Origin of the sequence: Richelia sinica FACHB-800 (assembly GCF_014698825.1) — a bacterium.
Lineage (GTDB): Bacteria > Cyanobacteriota > Cyanobacteriia > Cyanobacteriales > Nostocaceae > FACHB-800.
On the sequence record NZ_JACJTT010000055.1, the window covers coordinates 1 to 19,942 of the forward strand.

At 37.1% G+C, this 19,942-nt stretch carries 15 protein-coding genes; 4 read left to right on the forward strand and 11 right to left on the reverse strand.

The window, feature by feature from the left end; all coding sequences use genetic code 11:
- Window positions 1-79: 79 nt before the first annotated feature.
- Together H6G73_RS22700 and H6G73_RS22705 are read left to right on the forward strand one after the other, a co-directional pair.
- Window positions 80-319 carry a hypothetical protein gene (locus H6G73_RS22700; RefSeq protein WP_190608574.1) on the forward strand — a complete coding sequence of 80 codons (240 nt, stop codon included), beginning with the start codon at window positions 80-82 and terminating at the stop codon, window positions 317-319.
- Window positions 320-435: 116 nt separating this feature from the next.
- Window positions 436-1,128 carry a recombinase family protein gene (locus H6G73_RS22705; RefSeq protein WP_190608575.1) on the forward strand — a complete coding sequence of 231 codons (693 nt, stop codon included), beginning with the start codon at window positions 436-438 and terminating at the stop codon, window positions 1,126-1,128.
- Window positions 1,129-1,140: 12 nt separating this feature from the next.
- Here the strand turns inward: H6G73_RS22705 and H6G73_RS22710 are convergent, their stop codons facing one another.
- The 3 genes from H6G73_RS22710 to H6G73_RS22720 form a co-directional block, all read right to left on the reverse strand.
- Window positions 1,141-2,631: a class I SAM-dependent DNA methyltransferase gene (locus tag H6G73_RS22710; RefSeq protein ID WP_190608577.1), complete on the reverse strand. Its 1,491-nt coding sequence runs from the start codon at window positions 2,629-2,631 to the stop codon at window positions 1,141-1,143.
- Window positions 2,624-4,231, reverse strand: coding sequence for a restriction endonuclease subunit S (locus H6G73_RS22715; RefSeq protein ID WP_190608579.1), 1,608 nt, complete (start codon window positions 4,229-4,231; stop codon window positions 2,624-2,626). Before H6G73_RS22715 ends, H6G73_RS22710 begins: the two co-directional genes overlap by 8 nt.
- A gap of 306 nt (window positions 4,232-4,537) precedes the next feature.
- A complete protein-coding gene (locus H6G73_RS22720; RefSeq protein ID WP_190608580.1) occupies window positions 4,538-7,261 on the reverse strand; it encodes a type I restriction endonuclease subunit R in 2,724 nt (907 codons plus the stop codon).
- Between the two features lie 329 nt (window positions 7,262-7,590).
- Here H6G73_RS22720 and H6G73_RS22725 point away from each other — a divergent pair, with 329 nt between their 5' ends.
- Window positions 7,591-8,349, forward strand: a complete 759-nt coding sequence (locus H6G73_RS22725) for a DUF3800 domain-containing protein (protein ID WP_190608581.1) — start codon at window positions 7,591-7,593, stop codon at window positions 8,347-8,349.
- 472 nt (window positions 8,350-8,821) lie between these two features.
- On the opposite strand, the gene H6G73_RS22730 is transcribed toward H6G73_RS22725, so the two are convergent.
- Together H6G73_RS22730 and parA are read right to left on the reverse strand one after the other, a co-directional pair.
- A complete protein-coding gene (locus tag H6G73_RS22730; RefSeq protein ID WP_190608583.1) occupies window positions 8,822-9,046 on the reverse strand; it encodes a hypothetical protein in 225 nt (74 codons plus the stop codon).
- Complete coding sequence (gene parA, locus H6G73_RS22735) at window positions 9,036-9,674, reverse strand: ParA family partition ATPase (protein WP_190608585.1); 639 nt, start codon at window positions 9,672-9,674, stop codon at window positions 9,036-9,038. The genes H6G73_RS22730 and parA overlap by 11 nt, the downstream gene beginning before the upstream one ends.
- A 256-nt stretch (window positions 9,675-9,930) precedes the next feature.
- On the opposite strand from parA, the gene H6G73_RS22740 reads away from it, so the two are divergent.
- Window positions 9,931-11,916, forward strand: coding sequence for a DUF262 domain-containing protein (locus tag H6G73_RS22740; RefSeq protein ID WP_190608586.1), 1,986 nt, complete (start codon window positions 9,931-9,933; stop codon window positions 11,914-11,916).
- A 43-nt stretch (window positions 11,917-11,959) separates the two neighbouring features.
- Here H6G73_RS22740 and H6G73_RS22745 read toward each other — a convergent pair whose 3' ends face one another.
- The 6 genes from H6G73_RS22745 to H6G73_RS22770 all read right to left on the reverse strand — a co-directional run bounded on the left by H6G73_RS22745 (window position 11,960) and on the right by H6G73_RS22770 (window position 19,702).
- Window positions 11,960-12,592, reverse strand: coding sequence for a hypothetical protein (locus tag H6G73_RS22745; RefSeq protein WP_242034288.1), 633 nt, complete (start codon window positions 12,590-12,592; stop codon window positions 11,960-11,962).
- A gap of 21 nt (window positions 12,593-12,613) precedes the next feature.
- Window positions 12,614-13,645: an ImmA/IrrE family metallo-endopeptidase gene (locus H6G73_RS22750; RefSeq protein ID WP_190608590.1), complete on the reverse strand. Its 1,032-nt coding sequence runs from the start codon at window positions 13,643-13,645 to the stop codon at window positions 12,614-12,616.
- A 208-nt stretch (window positions 13,646-13,853) separates the two neighbouring features.
- Window positions 13,854-14,504: a tyrosine-type recombinase/integrase gene (locus H6G73_RS22755; protein ID WP_190608591.1), complete on the reverse strand. Its 651-nt coding sequence runs from the start codon at window positions 14,502-14,504 to the stop codon at window positions 13,854-13,856.
- Window positions 14,505-15,015: 511 nt separating this feature from the next.
- Window positions 15,016-15,390 (reverse strand): hypothetical protein, encoded by a 375-nt coding sequence (locus tag H6G73_RS22760; RefSeq protein WP_190608593.1) that lies wholly within the window; start codon window positions 15,388-15,390, stop codon window positions 15,016-15,018.
- A gap of 133 nt (window positions 15,391-15,523) precedes the next feature.
- Window positions 15,524-15,697, reverse strand: coding sequence for a hypothetical protein (locus H6G73_RS22765; protein WP_190608594.1), 174 nt, complete (start codon window positions 15,695-15,697; stop codon window positions 15,524-15,526).
- Window positions 15,698-15,838: 141 nt separating this feature from the next.
- Entirely contained in the window at window positions 15,839-19,702 is a 3,864-nt protein-coding gene (locus H6G73_RS22770; RefSeq protein ID WP_190608596.1) for a DUF3854 domain-containing protein, read from the reverse strand.
- Window positions 19,703-19,942 lie beyond the last annotated feature (240 nt).

The window sequence follows — 19,942 nt, forward strand, 5'->3', positions numbered from 1 at the left end:
CGGTGTAACTCCTTTCTAATCTTCAGTTCCCCCGCTGGGGGAATTTACCACACCACAAACTAGATAAGGACTTACACCAATGACACACACCGAACGCAACCGGATCAAACAGCTACTCAAGGATACATTCTGGCAATTCTCCAGTGAAGACCCCAAAAACATCACCCCTAAGCTGGTGAGACATTGGGCATCACGTAACCTGCACCCTGACATCATAGAAGCTACCGCGATCAATTTACCCGGTCGTAGTTTTTGGGTGAGAGTTGAAAAAACTTGTAACCTGTATAAGCATCTCGAATACTGGTTAACACTCGAATAAGATTAACTATCCTCACAATCCCTATCAAGATGGTAGGGATTATTTCACTGTTCATCGTTGTATTCTTAGGGTCATTAGAATACAACACTATGAAAATCAAAGGCAGGGGAGAAACAATGGCACGTAGTAAAACAGTTAAGAATGATTTAGCAGTTGTCATCTACGCTAGGGTATCAACTGAGGAACAGGGTAAAAGTCATCTGGGATTAGATGCACAACTAGAAGCGTGTAAACGGATGGCAGAATATGAAGGTTTAGAGGTAGTTGGTATATATGAGGAAAGCATCAGCGGGAAAGTTGACCCGATGGAACGACCTGTATTTACAACTGCTATCAACGACGCTATCAATTCAGGAGCAAGGTTACTGATTGCCAAGTTAGATAGGTTTAGCCGTGATGTTTACCATATAAGTAGCTTTCTAAACGGTTATATGGTCAAGAATTGTCCCCGGTTAATTGTTGCTGAAACTCCTAATGCTAGTGAATTTGAATTAAACCTGAGAGCAGCTTTAGCACAGGAAGAAAGACGGCTGATATCGGAACGAACCAAAGCGGCCTTAGCTGTGAAACGTTCTCAAGGTGCTTCCTTGGGGAAGGTTGGGAGAGCCGCTGCTACTTCTAACAAGAGAGAAGCTACACAGGATGCTTTTCAATTAATGCTGGAATTACACAAACAAGGCTACAGTTACCAGACCATAGCAGATAAATTAAACCAGCAAGGTTATACCACTAGCAGGGGTGGGCAGTGGGATAAATCAGTGGTGTTTCGTCGCATCAAGAATTACCAAAAAGAACAACTTATTGGTTAAATAAAATTGGAGTTAAACCTCTACCTCTGTTTTCACTTCTAGATTTTCAGTGATGCTTTGGAACAGTTCTAGGGCTGCTTCTAAATCCTCAGCAATTTCTAAAGCTAAAACATCCGGTGTTGGTAAATTTTCAGAATCTTCTAAACTTTCATCCTTGAGCCAGAAAATATCTAAACTCACCTTATCCCGTTGCGTTAATTCCTGATATGTAAACGCCCGAAATCGCTCTGTTTCTTGGCGGTCATGGCGATTTTGAGGATTAAAGCAGCGAATAAAATCTTGTAAATCTTCATTACGTAGGGGGTTAGTTTTCAGGGTGAAATGTTGGTTAGTTCTAAAATCATAAATCCAAAGTTTCTCAGTCCAGGGGGTAGCACTAGCGGGTTTACGGTCAAAGAATAAAACGTTAGCTTTCACACCTTGAGCGTAAAATATTCCCGTTGGTAATCTCAGCAAAGTGTGTACATCACATTCTTGTAATAACTTCTTACGAATAGTTTCCCCAGCACCACCTTCAAACAGGACGTTATCAGGAACAACCACCGCAGCTTTACCGTTAATTGTCAGCAGAGTTTTAACGTGCTGGACAAAATTTAGCTGTTTGTTAGAAGTGGAAGACCAAAAATCATCACGTTGATAAACTACCTTCTCTTTATCTGTTTTACCGTCTTCTTTAATTACAGTAATACTGCTTTTTTTACCAAAAGGTGGGTTAGTTAACACTAATTCAAATCTTTCTCCTGCATCTCCTTTGAGACTGTCTTTAGCTTCTACTAAACTTTCATCTTCACCAATACTATCACCAATACCATGTAGATATAAATTCATGGCACATAAACGGGCGACATCATCAGCTACATCTGCACCTTTAAAAGTTTTATTTTTGAGAAAGTTACGTTTATCTTTATCTAATTTGTAATTATCAAGAATGAATTGATGTGCAACTAAGAAAAACCCACCAGTACCACAAGCAGGGTCACAAATACGCTGTCCTGGTTGGGGTTGCATCACTTCCACAATGGCTTTAATTAATGGTCTAGGTGTAAAATATTGACCTGCACCACTTTTGACATCTTCGGCGTTCTTTTGTAATAGACCTTCGTAAATATCGCCTTTAACGTCAATATCTAAACCTATCCAAGTTTCTGAATTAATTAATTCTACCAGCCGTTTTAATTTAGCCGGATCTTGAATTCTGTTTTGAGATTTACGGAAGATAACGCCTAAAAGTCCTTTTTGTTTTCCCAGTTGTTCTAAGGTGTGACGATATTGAATTTCTAAGGCATCTCCATCTTTAGACCGTAATGCTTCCCAGCTATATTCAGGGGGAATGGTGGATCGTTTACCCAATGGGGGAGGAAGTTGATTTTGTTCCTCTACCATTTTTAAGAATAATAAATAGGTAAGTTGTTCTACATAATCACTGTAACTCACCCCGTCATCGCGGAGGACGTTGCAGTAATTCCAAAGTTTTAGGACAATAGCAGAAGATTGATTAGACATCCTGATTATTTAAGTTTAATTCTAATTGGGTAGATGATTTCTTTGTTTTACGAGGTTGAGTAGATTTTAGTTTAGTTGTGCGTTGAGTTTTTTTCTCAGTTTCTATGGCTTCTTTTTCGGCTTTGATGCGTTCTAAAAGTTTTTCTGCGGGTTCATCGTTGGAGTCTTGGGGGACAAGTTGACCTGTAAATGCTTGTTTTAATATGCTTTGTCGAAGTTTTTCTGCACGTTTGATGTTGGTGTCTACAGTTTTTTCAATTTGGTCAATAACAGAAAAACAGTATTCTATTTCTTTAACTATTTTTTCTTGCTCTAATAAATTAGGTAAGGGGAATACAAGCTGTTTTATTTTTCCCTGAAATATATTTGCTTGTGCTGTTTGAGTTTTCTTTTCATTGATTTGGCTTTGTAACAGTGGCGTTCTAATAGAATATGATAGGAAACTACCCATTAAAAAAAAAGGTTTCAAAACTGCTACACTTCTTACAAGTGCAAATTTTAAATTTTCAGGTGCAACACAAGAACGTCCAACACTACCAGAACAAGACAATAAAACGTCTCCCGGTTCAACTACAAGTCTTTTAGCTAAGATTTTATAAATATGTTCAGGAACATAATCAACTTCTTCTAGTGATAGCCACCCATTTTGTACATTGCGTGCTGACAGAAGAAGTACGCCACTTTCTGAGCGTTCAGGTGTGATATGTTCTCCATCAGTAATAAGACTTGTACATTGTTCTGCACTTACCCAACACCACCCATTAGGTAACTCAGGTAAATTAGAAGTATCTGGTGCGATCGCTTCCTTATATTTCAACTTCCATTTATCATCCTTGGGAGTTTTACCCTGTGCTTGCATTTTCGCTAGTTGTTCAGCTTCCCACTTCTCCCGACGCTGTTTAAGGATGCGTTCAAGTAACACTGATGCGGGTTCTAATTCTCCTTGATGTGCTTCCCTCCATTCCTTAGTTAAATTTCCTTCAACTGCGGCTTTTAGCACAGTTTGACGGTAGCGTTTTAATTTGGCTTTTACCTTTTTAAGTAACTCTACCCCTGCATCAAGTTGGGTGAATAATTCCTCAATTTTGGCAACGATGCGATATTGTTCAGGTAGTGGAGGAAGGGGGATATCAAAACCACGTAAAACATCTTGACTTATGTTGGTTATTGTTACTTGAGAACTTCCAGCAACTATTTTTTCTCTAGCTAAACTGCTTCTAAAAAAATATGTAATAAACTCAGGGAATATATTTGAAGTATTAAGTCTTGCTCTGATAATAAAACCGCAAAAAGTTACATCTTCTTTGATAGGTTTAAATAGCGATGCCCAACCGACACCCTCCCGTTTAACAGAAGACCTTACAAATAAAATATCTCCAGATTTTAGTAAATACTCATCATTAAGATTAATGTTTACTCTATATAGATTTTCAGTATTTATCAGTAGACTATGAGAATACATATTTAAGACATCAATTGTTAAAATGCCTTCTTCACCTTTCTGGGAGCTTTGAAAGTTGATTCCATTTTTAAAGCTACATATATCTCCTAACTTTACCCACACCCAACCCTTTTGCAATTCATATAAATCTTCACCCATTACGCAGATAAAACCCCATTCAACTAATTTAGAATACCCATTAAATCATACCTTTGTCATAAAAAACAAAATAATAAAACAACCTCATAAAACAACATTCATATATTTATCTCAAACTCCCATACCAAATTTACATGAGATTACACATAATTCTAAAATTCAGTGATTTATCTGCCTTTATCCGCGTTTATCTGCGTGCATCCGCGTTCAACAATAATTCTCAACATCTTATTCTATACAGCTTCCTATTCATCTGGTATTACCTCTCTAAATCTCCACCTCCTTGCGTGAAATAAAAACAATAAATCATGCAGCTAAAACCTCATTCAACTCATCTAAAATACCCATCAAATCATTCCCAAACAACTGATAACCCCTAAACGCCTCTTGAGGCATTTCCTGTAAATCTTCCGCCTCAATTCTCACATTAGTAGCAATATACTCCTTAATCTTCTCCAACCAAGCCACCTGCTGAGAATTAAACTCTTTCCCCCCTAACCACTGCTTAAACTTCTCCTCCACAGATACCGCATAAGGTTCTAAAACCTCAGCCTCTCCCATAGCAAAGCGTACCAGAGAAATGATATCAGTCAACAACTTTTCCACCCCAGCACCCCGCACCTTATCCGCTTCCAGTTGACTGTAAGCATTCCATAACTTTTCCGGTGTCAAATTACGCGGAGGACGGTTTAAAGCATTAGCTAACTGCTTAATCTGCTCATAACTTAACTGACGCTGACCATAGGGCTGATTATACAGAATTTCCAAAGCTGTAATTTCATCTTTATTCGCTGCAATAAACTCTCTAAAACTGTCAACAGTCCCCCGTGCTTTATCCCTAGCAGTAGTATCAAAACCTGCCTGTAACACCACATCCTGACTAACATTATCTAAAACCTGCTCATTCTTCCCCTTAATTTCTGTTAACAACTTCCTCAACTGGGGATTATCAAAAGGTTGACAAGCTTGATTAATTAATATTTCTCTAGCTGCCCTTTTTTCCTCCTCAGTTGGGTTTAAATTATTAAACTGCTGCTGTGCTTGTTTAACTTGAATATCAGGGTCAAAAGCATCAATTAAATCTCTAGTAATTTGTTGAATAGACTTACCAGCTAAAGTTGTTAATTCTTGCCGTTCCTCTGCACTTAATCGCTTTTCTAACTTTGCCAACCTTCCCGCTAAAGATAACAGTGTATTCTCATCTCGTACATCTGCGGCTACATCTTGTAATAACTGAGGAAAACTGACAGTTCTTTTTCTCTCCAACGGTCGAGAATCAGTTTTATCTGATTCACACACCCCCACAGCATCCACAATAATAAATTGTTCCTTCACCTTGGCATCTGGTGTCACCCCATTAAAATCAGTGGGGTTAATAGTGCGAGTTCCCCGTCCTTTCATCTGCTCAAAATAAACCCAGGATTTGACATCTCGCATAAATATCAAACATTCAAGCGGTTTGATATCTGTTCCCGTAGAAATCATATCCACAGTCACAGCAATACGCGGATTAAAAGAATTACGGAAACTAGCAATTAAATCTTCGGTTTTTTCTCCTGTCACCCGATAAGTAATTTTTTTACAAAACTCATTCCCCTTAGCAAATTCCTCTCGCACTATCCGCACAATATTCTCAGCATGAAAATCATCCTTAGCAAATATCAAAGTTTTCGGTACTTGTTGACGACCGGGAAAGATTTCTGTAAATAATCGCTCTCTAAAAGTTTTAATTACCGTGCGGATTTGGTCATAAGCTGTAACAGAACGGTCTAAATCTTTGTTTTGATAACTTAAATCATCATCTAACCTTTGTCTGCGTTCTGCACCTGTTTGACGGTTTCTCACATCAACATAAAACCCAGCCTCCACAGTGCTTCCCTGTTCAGTGATTTGGGTACGGATACGGTAAACCTCAAAGCCAACATTCACACCTTCTGCTACTGCTCTTTCATGCAGATATTCCATCACCAGATTTTGGTTAAAAAATCCCAATGTTTGTTTAGAAGGTGTGGCAGTTAAACCAATAATAAAAGCATCAAAATATTCTAAAACTTGTCGCCATAAATGATAAATTGAACGGTGACATTCATCTGTGATAATAAAATCAAAGGTTTCAATGGGGATTTTAGCGTTGTAAACTACATCCTTGGGGTCTTGATTTTCTGACTCTTGGTCAAATAAAGATGCTTCCTCATTTTCTGCCTCAAAATCAGCATCTCCTTTTAATAGCGAATAAAGACGCTGAATAGTAGTAATACAAACTTTATTAACTGGGTCTATATGATTAGATTTTAACAACTGCACATTATACAATTCTGTAAATTTACGCCCGTCGTCTGGGGTAACATATTGCTGAAATTCCTTTTGGGTTTGTTGACCTAAATTCTTTCTATCAACTAAAAATAAAATTCGTTTTGCCCCAGCTAATTTAATTAACCAGTAAATAAAACTCACAGCCGTGTAAGTTTTACCCACCCCTGTAGCCATTTGAATTAATGCTCTAGGACGGTTTTCTTGGAGGGAATTAAATAAACCAGCAATGGCTTCTTTTTGACAACCGCGTAAATCTTCCGTATCAATTGATGGTAACTGCTGTAAACAACCTCTGAGGGTATTTGGTTGTTTTAACCATTCCTTTAAAGTGTCCGGTTGGTGAAAACTAAACACCCGTCGAGAGCGATATTCAGGGTCACGGTTATCTCTAAAATATGTTTCAGTGCCTGTACTTTCGTAGATAAACGGTAAGGGTTTACGGTGACAATTTAACTTGCTGGGAAGTTGAAAGGAATATTTATCAGACTGAATTTCTACACCACTGAGGGTTACACCTGCTTTTTTAGCTTCAATTACACCTGCGGCTTTGCGGTCAATTATCAGCAGGTAGTCAGCAACACCAGACTTGAGGGGATATTCTCTGATGGCAATTCCCACAGCAGCACCAAGATTGATTTGTTTGTAATCTTGAATAGTCCAACCTGCGTCAGTGAGTAGTTGGTCAATTTTGAGTCTGGCTTGTTCCTCTGGAGTCATGACTGAGTTAGTACACGCTTGTACAAATTGTCTCGTTTTTGACTACAAAATGCAAGTGATATTAAAGACAATGTAGTGGCAGGATTGCTGTGTTTGTAAACATAGGAATAATATCAGCGATGCCGATGGAGGGGATTTAGCGATCGCATCCCAAATCACTTGTTCCTTACATCTCAATTCAATTGGCGTATCTCAATACCTATACTCTTTAATTGGTAAAGACACTGTGCTGTTAAGTTAAATACACCTACTTCTTTCATCGGTGCTTACAATTCTATTTAACACTTGGTATATTGTATAAAAGTATATATGTGTTAAAACTAACGAAAATGAGAATTTACACTGACGAAAGTTGTACTAGAGCAGACCAAGGCCCTTATATGTTAATCGGAGGTATAGTTTGTGATGCTGAAACAGCAAGAGAAATACGTAAGGCTATTCAAATATTAAAGATAAATAATGGATTAAATAATGATTTTGAATTTCATTTTTCTCAAATTAAACCTAATCAAGTACAAATTTATAAAAACTTGTGTGAAATATTTTTAGAATTTTATAATCAAAAATGTTCTTACAAACGTGGTATTGATAACATTAGAACCTACAGACGTGTTTGCTTTGAAGGAATAATAATAACCCATGACAAAATAGATCACTATAAATTTAATCAAGGGGATGCTGAACTAGGATTTTTTAGATTTTATTATACGTTTTTAGCTCATGTTCTTAGAAAACATTATTTTTCGGAAGATCAATTCCATATAACTATTGATGCAATTACAACTAAAAATCCTAAAATGGTTCCTAATTTGCATCAACGTTTAAAGGATTCTTGCCTACCAGAAGTTTCAGACCCAATGAAAACTATTCATCGTCAAAATTCCAAGGCAGAACTACTTTTACAAATGGCAGATGTAATATTAGGTTCTGTCAGTTTTGCTTGGAATAAATTACCAACAGAAAGCAGTAGAAATATTGATGCTAAAAGAGAAGTAGTTCAGTATCTAGAAAATAAGTTAGGCATACCACTATCAAACCCTACTTATTTTGCTAAAAGTTTTAATATTTGGGAACTAGATATGAAATAAAATATTGGAACACAGTGGGCCTAGGCTTGAACAGCCGTAGCATCGCAGAACGACGTTGTTCGGAACCCCAGTGTGTTCTATCTAATTATCTCTTAGTTAGACCAATATTGCAACGTAATATTGCTTTATGAATATAAATATATTTTATGTATTTTTTAAAATGTTAATTAACAGTTAAAAGCTGTATAACTAATGCTTAGGCAATTTCTGAGAAATGTAATAATTTTCACAAGAATGAGTAGCTTCGTTAATTGCTTATTTTCTTGAGTCTGTAGTGTCGTTTGAAAAACATCTTGAATAATCCAACCTGCATCAGTAAGTAGTTGGTCAAAATTGAGTTAGGTTGGAAGCAATAAAAGTGGTAACAACCTAGCAATTGCCTTTGGCGAGTGGGATGGGTGATTAGAGGTCATTGCCCCTACCTCCTCTATTCACCATGAATATTTGAGTAAATACTCAAATGAAGCTTTACTCATTTATTGTTAATTGGGGTATCTAGATATGCTTCTAACGCTTTAATCACAATACTTGTAATGCTGCTACCCTTACCTTCTTCAACGGCTCGAATTTTGATTTTATTATGCAAGCTCACGGGAATTTCTGCATTGAGGCGGGTAGTTTCTTCCTTACTTGCTTCCTCAATGGCCAGGTTTTTCATTTCATGTTCCCGGCGTGTTTTCTTAGCTTTAAGCACCATAAAGAACCTCCAGCACTTCCTTTTTAATGGCATCAATTTCTTTAGCAGCATCACCACTGGGGTCACTAAAAACAGTTAATCCCTCTGCGGCTGTAGTGGGATAAGCTACCCGTTGGCTAGTCATCGCCTTAAGTACAGGTAGGTTATATTCTGCTAGGGCATTACTAATTTCTGTACTGAGTTTGGTATTTTTGATAGCACGACTCACCACAAATACAGCCTTGGGCTTACCCTCAGTAACTTCATGACGTGCAGCGATGATATCAACTAAATCTGCACAAGCCCAAATATCATAAGGGCTGGGTTGTACGGGAATGAGAACTAGATCAGCTGCTTTGACTGCGGCGGCACTCAGTTTAGCAATTTGCGGCGCACCGTCAATCACAATCAAATCATAGCCTTGAGAAATGGCTTGTAAATCCTTAGCCAGTGTTTCTCTGTCCAGTCCCACTACCGGAATGATATTACCGCCATTAGCCTCATTCCAATCTCTCGTACTGCCTTGGGGGTCAGAATCAACTAGCAATACTTTATACCCATCCCGTTGCAGTGCATGAGCTAAATTAGTGGCAATGGTCGTTTTCCCTGAACCGCCCTTTTGATTAAGAACGGCGATAACTGTTGCCATTTAAGGACTCCAGTATTTGAGTAAAGCTTCAATTGAGTAAATACTCAAATCATCAAAACATGAATTTGGTTATAGGGCAAGGTGTAGGTTAATACAGGCGATATAAACACAGTTGGCTGTACTTAGCCAAGATTCTTGCTTACTACCCAAAGGTATAAAAAGAGTATTATTTTCTTACGAGTTTAAAAGTTACGACAGATACTTATGTATAATCCAACCAGTACGGAATTTTCTTGTTTGTAAAAGGTTATTACAGATGCAAGCGTCAGAAACTAAGTTAGAACAGATTATTGAAGGCACAAAGCAGTATCTTGTTCCCTTATTTCAACGAGTTTATAGCTGGAAAAAAACAGAGTGGGGGATGCTATGGAATGATATTGAAGAATTATATAGCAGGGATAATCCCCGCCCTCATTTCATGGGTTCTATTGTCACCATGCCAACTATGGCAGTACCTGAGGGAGTAAGCAAATACTTACTAATTGATGGACAACAGCGTTTGACCACAATTTTTATACTTCTCTCTGCTGTACGAGATAAAGCTAAACTATCTGAAGAACCTGAATTAGCAGCAGAAATTGATAATACTATCTTAGTTAATCCATATAAAAAAGGCTCAGATTATTATAAATTACAGCCAACACAATCAGACCGCGCTCCTTTTCATAATATTATTCATAACCAATCTTTAATTGATAGTAATATTTCAGATTGTTATTTATTTTTTGAGAAGAAAATTTCTCGAAGTAAATTAGATTTACACAAGATTAAAAAACTTATATGTAGTAATCTTTCAGTTGTAAGTGTTGTACTAGGTAATGATGATGACCCCTACGTAGTTTTTGAGGGTTTAAATGCAAAAGGAAGACCTCTAACTCAAGCAGACTTAATCCGTAACTATTTTTTTATGAGAATTCATGCAGATGAGCAGGAATATGTATATTCTCAATATTGGCAACCGATGCAGAATCTTCTAGGAGAGAGTTTAACAGAATTTATTCGTCACTATCTAACTAAAAGTGGCGTAGAAATAAAGCAAAATGAAATATATTTTGAAATTAAAGAAAGAATTAAAAAACATGATGCAATATTTTATTTAAAGGATTTATCTGTATTTGCTGAATACTATGCAAAGCTATTAAATCCAGACCGTGAAGTAAATGAGCAAGTAAGTAAGTATCTTGAACGTCTAAATCGCTTAGAAGTAGCCACAGTCTATCCATTTCTTCTTAACTGTTACCATGATTGGATGCAATCTCTAATTACAGAGCAAGAATTTATCTCTGTACTGCAAATTCTTGAAAATTTTATTCTTAGACGCTTCATTTGCAATATTCAAACAAGAGGATTGAATAGAATATTTGCACTACTTTATTCACAAATTAGTAAAGATACTAATTTAACTTCTGATACTTTTGTCGGAAGATTGAAACTAGCACTTCAAAATCGTGATTATCCAAAAGATACAGTATTCAGAGATAGATTAAAAGATGTTCAGTTATATGGCGGTAATCGTTCAGAAAAAGCAAAACTAATCCTAGAATCAATTGAAGAATATTTCAATCACAAAGAGCAAGTACCTTTTAAAAAGCTGTCAATTGAACACATTATGCCTCAGACTCTAAATGATTGGTGGAAAGAACATTTAGGAGAAGAGTGGGCTATAATACATGAGCTATTAATTCATTCACTGGGTAATTTAACACTTACAGCCACAGAATATAATGCTGCAATTTCTAATGCCGATTTTATAACTAAAAGAACGCAGTTTCAAAAGAGTCATTTGGAATTAAATAAGTATTTTTTAAATCTAGAATCGTGGCGGAGAGAAGATATTGAAGCAAGAGCAGAAAATCTTGTTGATATTGCTTTACAAATTTGGAGCTACTTTGGTGATGATTTGACACAATTTCATCAACCAAGTGACATTACTGGTAGCAGACCTAAACTTCTTCGCGTATTTGGAGAAGAGTATTCTGTAAAAACCTGGCGAGATGTTTTAGAAATTACATTAAGCAAAATAGCCGATTTAGAACCAGAAAAATTTGAAGATATTATCCAAAAATATCCCCATTTAGTTGGCTGGGATGAGAAAAATTTTCGTGATACTCGAAAATTAAAAAATGGAGCATTTGTTGAAGTAAATTTATCGGCTAAAAACATACACGCTTTTTGTCTAAAAGCAATAGAAACAGCAGAGCTATCAACTGAAGAATGGTATTTAGAAACAGTTACTTCATAATAACAAGCCATTTTAAACACCGATAAATTACCACCCTTTTTTATCAAATTTCAGCTAGTAGCCCTTTAGTCTCTGTTTGTAAATGTTCTATATATCCCTGTAGTGCCTGCTTGACATTTTCTTCAGTGCTTTTTTCTCCAGACCCGAAAGCTGCTCTTAATGCCGTGTCACAATATCTAGCAGGTAATACTCTATTTAAAACTTTATCAAAACCTTGACTGTCAATTGATTTTAAAATCAGTTGCTCAAAACAAATAACTCTCCCAATTAGTCTCTCTCTAATTTCTCCTAATTGAGGAGCATTTGTTAAGGCAGTAGTCCATCGTTTATCTCCTGTAGTGACATAAAACGACTCTTCAAACCTAGTAGCTGTAATTATAATCTGTTCACCAGAGTCAATTCCTTCAATTGTTTGCAGTTGGCCAATTTCGTTTAATCGTATTTCTTCCAGTTCTTCATTAGGTGCAATAAGTTGGATTTTCGGACATTTTTCTATAATTGCAATTGCACTGTTTATGACGTTTTCAGGATGTGTTTTTCTAATCTCTTTATTTTTGCGTAATACATATTTTGCATCTGGTAAGACTCGCAAGTCTGTCTCATCAAGCTCTAGACTGCTGATTGCTTCTGAGAACAGACTACAAGCCACTAATTTGCGAATAACATCATTATCCAAAAAACAGACGGGGCGCAAAGACTACTCCTCTAGCACTAATTCTAAGTAATCCTGACTATCTCCATCTAGTTTATCTAGGTTTAGGTAATTTCTGGCGTAGCGATTTATTTGTTTGGGAGCATCAGCAGTACCTTCAATTATTTTTAATGCCTTACGTGCTGTTGCCCAAATAATTTGCTGACTCTTTTTATCTGCTGTTTGGTTAGCTTTACCCCAAGCATAGTTTAATGCTACTACCCCTGGATCTACAGCATCTCTATTTGAGATATTTTGAGCATAATTAGCCAGTTGTTCCCCAGTGAACCAACGGGGTGAGTAATACGTCATATCTGGTCTACCTAACAGAAGCTCTACAGCAAATTCATTGGCTTCTATTTCTTCAGTGTCCTGATTTTCTGGATTAACTTCCTCATCTACAATGGCATTACCATTTAAATGACCTTTGATGATATGCCCCAGTTCATGTCCCAGAATAAATAGCAACCAAGCTGGGGAGTGGTGAGAGGAGCTAATGATAATAACAGGGCGTTCGTAAGCAAACGCCACCATCCCATCAAACTTGCGTACTCCTTGGGAATTGGGAAATTCATCAAAGTGAACAACCGGAATTCCGTAATTCCAGCAAAATTCTAATAACCCTTCTAAATCAACGTACCGCCGTTTTTGCACGATTTCATCGCGTACAGACTTTGCTGAATTAGGCAATGGTTTAATTTCTGGTACACAGGCATAAGCAATCATTTCAGCAATACGCACTGCCATGCACTGGGCAACTAAGATATTTTCAGGTTCCGTCCCCTGTTTTGTCTTAAACTTAGGCTGACATGATTGCTTGAAGGTGGGGATAGCTTCCGTTTTTAGTAAAGATTTAATTTCAAGATTTAATCGCCGGGAAACATAAGCAGCAGCTTCCAGAACTGCCCCTGGTGTGGCTTCAAATTCTTCATCCCACCAATCCGGTAGTGCTTTTTCTCGAACAAACTTCTTGGGAAAGCCTACGTCTGACAGACGCTCATAGAGTGTTTTCATTTCTTTTATTTGAGTTTGTGTCATGGAAACACCTCCTCTGATTCGTGTCTGACGGGATAATCTGCACCTTTCAATTTACATCAGAGCTTGGCAGCATTTGAATTAATTTTATTTCAGGGTCTTGCGTCTTTTACTAGTTCAATTGTACCATATTTATGTACACCCTCGGTCTAAAGACGTTTTTCAAACCGTTTTTTTTAATTTATCTTTAGAAATAGATATTGCTTTTCAATTAATCTCGTTTAATCGAAACTTGTATAGAGTCGGGTGTAGAAAGGTCGTTAAATGAGTGTTTGACGACATCTACAGGTGACAGCATTGATAAGGCAGCAGCCGCGCCTAACACCTGCTCATCACTCACCTCTAAATACCTTTGCAACTGTTCTAAGTTCCTGTGTCCTGACAATTCCTGAATCACCCTCAATGGTATGCCAGCGTTACTCATCTGGGTTAAGGCAGTACGCCGGAAGCTGTGGGTACTTACTCCGGTGATTCCTACTTGCTGGCAAGCTTTCCTTAAAATCCTTGCTGCTGAATCGTGGCTAATATGTCCGTTACTCCTACCAGGGAACAGGTAATCATAACCTGCTAGTCGGTAGTAGTCAGCCAGTAACCGCCGTAAGTCTTCAATTACTGGTATTGAACGTGTGGCCAGTTTGCCTTTAGTGTTTGACTTCCTAATTACAAACTGTGGTCTAACTTGACCCTTGGGTGTGTAAACATCTTCAGTCAGCAGGGTTACACATTCTCTAATCCTACAGGCACTAAACAGGCACACACCAAACAGCATCCGGTCACGGTCGTTATCTAAACCTTGACTAAAAATTAACTGTATTTCTTGCTGTGTCAGAACTTTGGCGCGTCCATGCCTGTTGATTTTCATAACACACTGTAGACCCCGGTGATCTACAGCCTACAACGACGGGGGACGGGTGAGCAGATTTTTTTTCACTCCCAATGTTCTTATTTTGTTCTCATTTTGACCTATTGCCAACCAGGTAAATTAAGCGCCTAGTTAGGTTTTTAATATTGCAAAAAAATAAAATAATAATATTACTATTATACAAAAATAATACTAATGTAATGCAAAAATATTACAACTAAAAAAAATTAGATAATAGAGAGATAAATTTATATCCCTAGCAGTGGCATGGGGAACAGGGAACAGGGAACAGGGAACAGAAAAAAAATACCTTATATAGTTCCTTACCTATTCCTATATAATTTTTATGGTATGATATGTGAAGTCTAATCAACCTAATTTAATACCTATATAAAATAATCCCTCTCAACTGCTTTCTATGTTGAGAGGGATATTAACTATTAAATAGGAGACGAAAAACCTTTAACTGTTGGTTGGGGAACACATAAAATTTACTTCTATAATGTTTCCATCATAACATGATTGCTGGTTTATTCTTGACCTTGTGTGGGAACTTTAAAAACAGCTTGTCAAACAGTTCCATCGGGAACAGTAAAGTATGTCCAGTAGGTGACGTTACTTCACACCCCACACCATAAGCATCCTTACCAAAGGTTTTAATATTGCTACAATTCAATAATTCTAAGGGTTCGACATCAGCAACGATAAAGTTATGTTGAGTCAGCAATTTTTCTTTAAAACTATCTCTTGCTGATTGTGTGGGAATTGGTAATGTATAATCCCAAGTTTTATCACATCTTTGGAACAGAAACCCGTCGCTCCCCTCTACTAAAAGTAAAGCTTGTTTCTGTGCTTTGTTAAGCAGGAATTGTTCATTATTAGTCATGATCAACCTAATTAAAAACCTATACCACTAATATAGTACAGGTATTCTAATTTTCACTTATTTAATTTTTTATTAATCATATATTTCATTTTCTTAATTTGATGTAGGAACGGAAGCGCGATCGCAACTGTTACTATTTTGATAATTTTAATTGTTGTTCAATTCGTTGTGCTAAACCAAGATAGCGACGTTTTTCAGTTGCAGTAGTAGCAAGTTCCGCAAGCTGCTGATAGGTTTTAATTTGCGCTCGTTTCTGCCTTTTGAGTCTATTTTTCAGCTTTGTTTCTGGTGCTAATGTGGTGTACATTATTTTTCGCAGTAGAGCAGGATTTACTAGTATTAATTGTAGCATAAAAATATGTACAAAAATAATACTAACTTGTACCTGAAATATTTGGAGGTGATTTTTTTTAGGGATACAAGATTTATGTATCCCAGTGTGAGGCTACTAACAACTACTTGCTATCTTGTATTCATTCTCAGAAATAAACCCTAATTCAAAAAGTTCTTTAAACTGATCTGAAAAATTAACCCATAGTTCCTTAACTTGTTTGATTAGATAGTGAGCAGGAACATTTGCCCTTAGCATCTCAAGCCAAATTACTACAGGTGATCTAGCAGCATTTAATTTATCCCATAAAGTTAATTGGGGTTGTACCTGTACCTGTGGTTGTGGTTGTGGTTGGTCTAGTAGATTTAATTGTGTTCCCTGTGGTCTAGGGAAGGGTTCAAAGTTAGCAGGAGTTACTGGGATTATTTGAGCCTCTACAGGTTCATACTGCCATTCTAGTTGTGCTTTTTGGAGGGCATAGATAGCGTCGCGGTGGTAGTTGAAGGCATTATCGTAAAATGCCTGTAGTTGCTTATTACACAATCTTTCATACTCACTCAAATTAGATTTGCCAGCGTAGGGGTTAAGTCGTTTTAGCTGGTGTATCGCCTCCCATACTTTCCAGTAGTCGTTAGACGCGATCGCTTCTCCCAAATGTTCTATGTAGCATTCTTGATCATCTATGGTGATGTTTTTGCCGTTAATAGCTAAGTCGGTTAAGCTGCTGGTTTCGTCGAAGGCCAGATTATTATGAGCCTTGATAGCGTCCTTAAAGTAGCTTGTTACAGCATCACCCCTTAACCCCTTGAGGTTTATGAGTTCGTAAGTTTTCTCGTTTTCGATGGATAGGATGGGTGTAGCTGTACGTCCATCGAGATAGTCAAAAAATGCCCATCTGCCGTCGTTGTAGTCTAAAAAGTAATATTTCCTATCCCGTCCTGACTTGCCCTCAAAATCGAGAGTTAAGCCTATGAGATTGAGTAGCGACCTGATAACGCTACTATTCTGTTTCTGGGGTGGTGTGAAACCTAGTAAGTTTTTGCATCTCCAGGGGTCGCTTCTAAGGAAATCGCAGATTTTTTGCCAGTATTCGCTGTTGGGGTCAATGTACAACTTTTGCCGGGTGGTTTCTAATGGTGTCCTTAAATCATCCCCCGCAAAATTATGATCAACTTCACTATATATATTAAATATATAGAAAAGTTGATCCTTAGCACCTTTTATACAAGCTTTACTGAGTTCCTTGACAAAATCCCCGAAACCACTATCCTGTAAGAGTTTTACTTTAGCTGCAAAAGTCCTTTTAATAAAATCCGGTTTGAAAGCGTCCTTATTCTTGCTTTGATGTTCTATTGATAAACAATCATCTTGTATTAATGCAGTTGTATTAAGCAGTTTATGGTGTAACCTTAACTTGCCTAGACCATTACTAAACTTTTTAAGGTTTTCCGGTGTAGTGGGAATAGTACCGCCGGAATCATAATGTAACCTGCTTTTTTGAAAGCGACGCTCTAATGGTTTAGGGCGTGATTTATGATTTTTGCGAATATTTTGGTATTCCTCATGGCTCAGAAGTTCCGCTTCATGTTCTTCTATATGTTTGTTGTCTTCTGCTTCCTTTGAAGTTTTCCCAAACCAACCTTTAGTACCTTTATAATTTTCGTAGCATTCGTTAATCTCGGCTTCACTAAAAATCAAATCATTGTTAATTACTTCCTGAGCATTATCAGGAGTAATCACATTAGCTTTTAACCAATCCTCACTTTTAATAATGGTGTAATTCCACTTGTATTTTAGAAGTCCCACTACCCAATCGTAGTAATGTGATCTAGAAATATTATCCATAGCAGCTTGTCTACAGTAATATCCTTCTATGAGTGCATCTGAGGTAATCTCATCAAGTTCTATTCCTAAATCCTGTAATGCTACTTTTTCAGCATCAAATTGATAGTTAATTCCTGCTTTTATGCCTTTGTGAGTTTTTGAACCATTACCATGCAAGTCCCCACAACTTCTGTCAGTAACCCAAATATGTCTTTCTATATTATCTTTTCTGGCACGGTGGATCTGCTGTATTCCATCCTGGGGAGTTCCAACCCCTTGCAGTAGTGAAAATTGGTATTTGAAATCAAATATTTCCTCTATGCTAAAACCAGTTTTTAGTAGTGGTGAAACTATTAGGATTGCATTATTATCAATGCAATATTTTAAAAAATCATCAAATTTAGACTTGTTCTCTAATACGCCATAGGCGATATGATTAGGATCAGCAACTAATATTTTAGATAGTGGGATAATAGGACGTTCTACACCCTGAGCTAACAAAAACTTTTCTATTGCTTCTACACCCAAAGTAGCATTTTCACTACCACCTTGAGTAGTGATCAGCATTGGGGCTTTTTTTTCATTCAAAGCTGCTTTTTTAACAGCTAAATCTAGCATCAATATATGATTATCCCACAGTACAATGTTCCGATCATGACGGTAGTGATTGACTGCTAAATAGCTCTTTCCTGGTTTTAACTTATTAATTAAGTCCCAAGTATTTCTAGTTAAGTCAGCTTCGGCTAAATGTGTGCGATCACTCAACCTAATTAATTCTAAAGTCATCTGGATATTCTCATTCCGTTTTCTCTCGACGTGAGTAGTAGACATAACCAGATGCTTTAATGTTTGATCAGCTTCGTCAAAAATTAACCTAAATTGTCCAGTCTCCAGTAATCCTATTCTCTCAAGATGTTCATATAATGCCTTAACACTATCTATACAAAGTGTACAACCTAAATAATGTGAGGGATTATTTTTATGCTCCTGAATATCCTTAATTGTGGGTAAATTTAACTCACTAGCTGACTGATCTCTTAGTGCCTGGATTGGTACTATATAAGCTGTGAATATTCCTTGTGCGTTATTCAACCTAACTATTTTTTTCAATCTGTAGGTTTTACCAGAACCATGCACACCTACTACAGCTTCTTTATTAGTATCGGATGGTGGTTCATATTCTGGAAAATATTTACTAATAAAAATCTCACCCTTTTTGTTAACCTCTAATTGTGGTTTTTCAAATATAGAAGTCCAATAAATCGCCGCCCATTGGTGCAGAGGAATAGCGTTTTTATATGCTTCTAAAAAAGGTTGTATACCATGTTCCGCAACTAAATCATCAATACCTTTTTCTGAATATTGCTCCCATCTGATAATAAGGGGTTGTACTTTAGTTTCCTTCTCCAAAGCCTCACCTAACTCATACATAGCATGACCTACATTTTTGATTGAGTCAGGGTTGTTATCATTATCAAATCCTATGTAGAATTGCCGTCCTTTTGTGGCGAATTGTTTTAATTGTTCTAAAAGTTTTTTACCTTTAGGAGTTTTAAACATCCCCTGCCATACGCCGGGTAAACCGATTACCACAAAACCATAGGCTAGGAGTACGAATTGTTTTTTAGATCCTTCTGTAATAATGATGGGGATGTTGTTATCAAACAAAACTCTGTCCCAATTAATAGCTCCTAAATCAGCAAAAGGGTTTAGGTTAATTAGTTCACAATCTCTATCTTCCAGTGGGAATAATTGTAAATCTGGTTTACAACCGGAACTAAATTTATATTTGGGATATTTTTTAACTTTGCCGTTGCTATCTCGTTCCTGCCTATCGTTGTAGTATTTGTTTTTTTCATCTTGTATTGCCTTGGGGACTTTAACTTGTATGGTGGTTGCTAAATCACTAAAAGCACCATCACCAATGGTTTTAAGTCCCCTCACTCCCCAAAATTCCGGGTATTCCTTTAATTCTGTAGCTCGTTTTAATTTAATGTCACCATAGTCGGGTGATTGGTTAAGGTCTAGCGCGAGTTGTGCTGTACCAATGCCGTCTCTATCAAATAGATGCTTGCCTAGCTTGCGTTCTATGTAGGGGAGAATTTGAGCTAGTTTGCCGTCTTGTAAAATTTCCTTGAGAACAATGTCATTAACCATGCTGCACCTGCTTTTTTGTTACTTGGTGCAGCTACCTGATCGTCCCCTCACCTGAAACAATTTAGAACATACAACTTGTAATCGTTGTGTAGTTTGTGTTAAAGTAGTTAATATATAAAAACGAATATTTTTAATTAACTACTTGTTGGTTATCGGATTTTGGTCATTGAGTAATTGCAAGTTACTCGGTTCAGGTGACGGATCTGGTAGCCGCATTTTTTTTAACCCGTTAGTTGGGTA

Bases quoted from the DNA above. Each gene is read 5' to 3' on its own strand.
- H6G73_RS22700 (WP_190608574.1), top strand. From the start codon at position 80: ATGACACACACCGAACGCAACCGGATCAAACAGCTACTCAAGGATACA.
- H6G73_RS22705 (WP_190608575.1), top strand. From the start codon at position 436: ATGGCACGTAGTAAAACAGTTAAGAATGATTTAGCAGTTGTCATCTAC.
- H6G73_RS22710 (WP_190608577.1), bottom strand. From the start codon at position 2,631: ATGTCTAATCAATCTTCTGCTATTGTCCTAAAACTTTGGAATTACTGC.
- H6G73_RS22715 (WP_190608579.1), bottom strand. From the start codon at position 4,231: ATGGGTGAAGATTTATATGAATTGCAAAAGGGTTGGGTGTGGGTAAAG.
- H6G73_RS22720 (WP_190608580.1), bottom strand. From the start codon at position 7,261: ATGACTCCAGAGGAACAAGCCAGACTCAAAATTGACCAACTACTCACT.
- H6G73_RS22725 (WP_190608581.1), top strand. From the start codon at position 7,591: ATGAGAATTTACACTGACGAAAGTTGTACTAGAGCAGACCAAGGCCCT.
- H6G73_RS22730 (WP_190608583.1), bottom strand. From the start codon at position 9,046: ATGGTGCTTAAAGCTAAGAAAACACGCCGGGAACATGAAATGAAAAAC.
- parA (WP_190608585.1), bottom strand. From the start codon at position 9,674: ATGGCAACAGTTATCGCCGTTCTTAATCAAAAGGGCGGTTCAGGGAAA.
- H6G73_RS22740 (WP_190608586.1), top strand. From the start codon at position 9,931: ATGCAAGCGTCAGAAACTAAGTTAGAACAGATTATTGAAGGCACAAAG.
- H6G73_RS22750 (WP_190608590.1), bottom strand. From the start codon at position 13,645: ATGACACAAACTCAAATAAAAGAAATGAAAACACTCTATGAGCGTCTG.
- H6G73_RS22755 (WP_190608591.1), bottom strand. From the start codon at position 14,504: ATGAAAATCAACAGGCATGGACGCGCCAAAGTTCTGACACAGCAAGAA.
- H6G73_RS22760 (WP_190608593.1), bottom strand. From the start codon at position 15,390: ATGACTAATAATGAACAATTCCTGCTTAACAAAGCACAGAAACAAGCT.
- H6G73_RS22765 (WP_190608594.1), bottom strand. From the start codon at position 15,697: ATGTACACCACATTAGCACCAGAAACAAAGCTGAAAAATAGACTCAAA.
- H6G73_RS22770 (WP_190608596.1), bottom strand. From the start codon at position 19,702: ATGGTTAATGACATTGTTCTCAAGGAAATTTTACAAGACGGCAAACTA.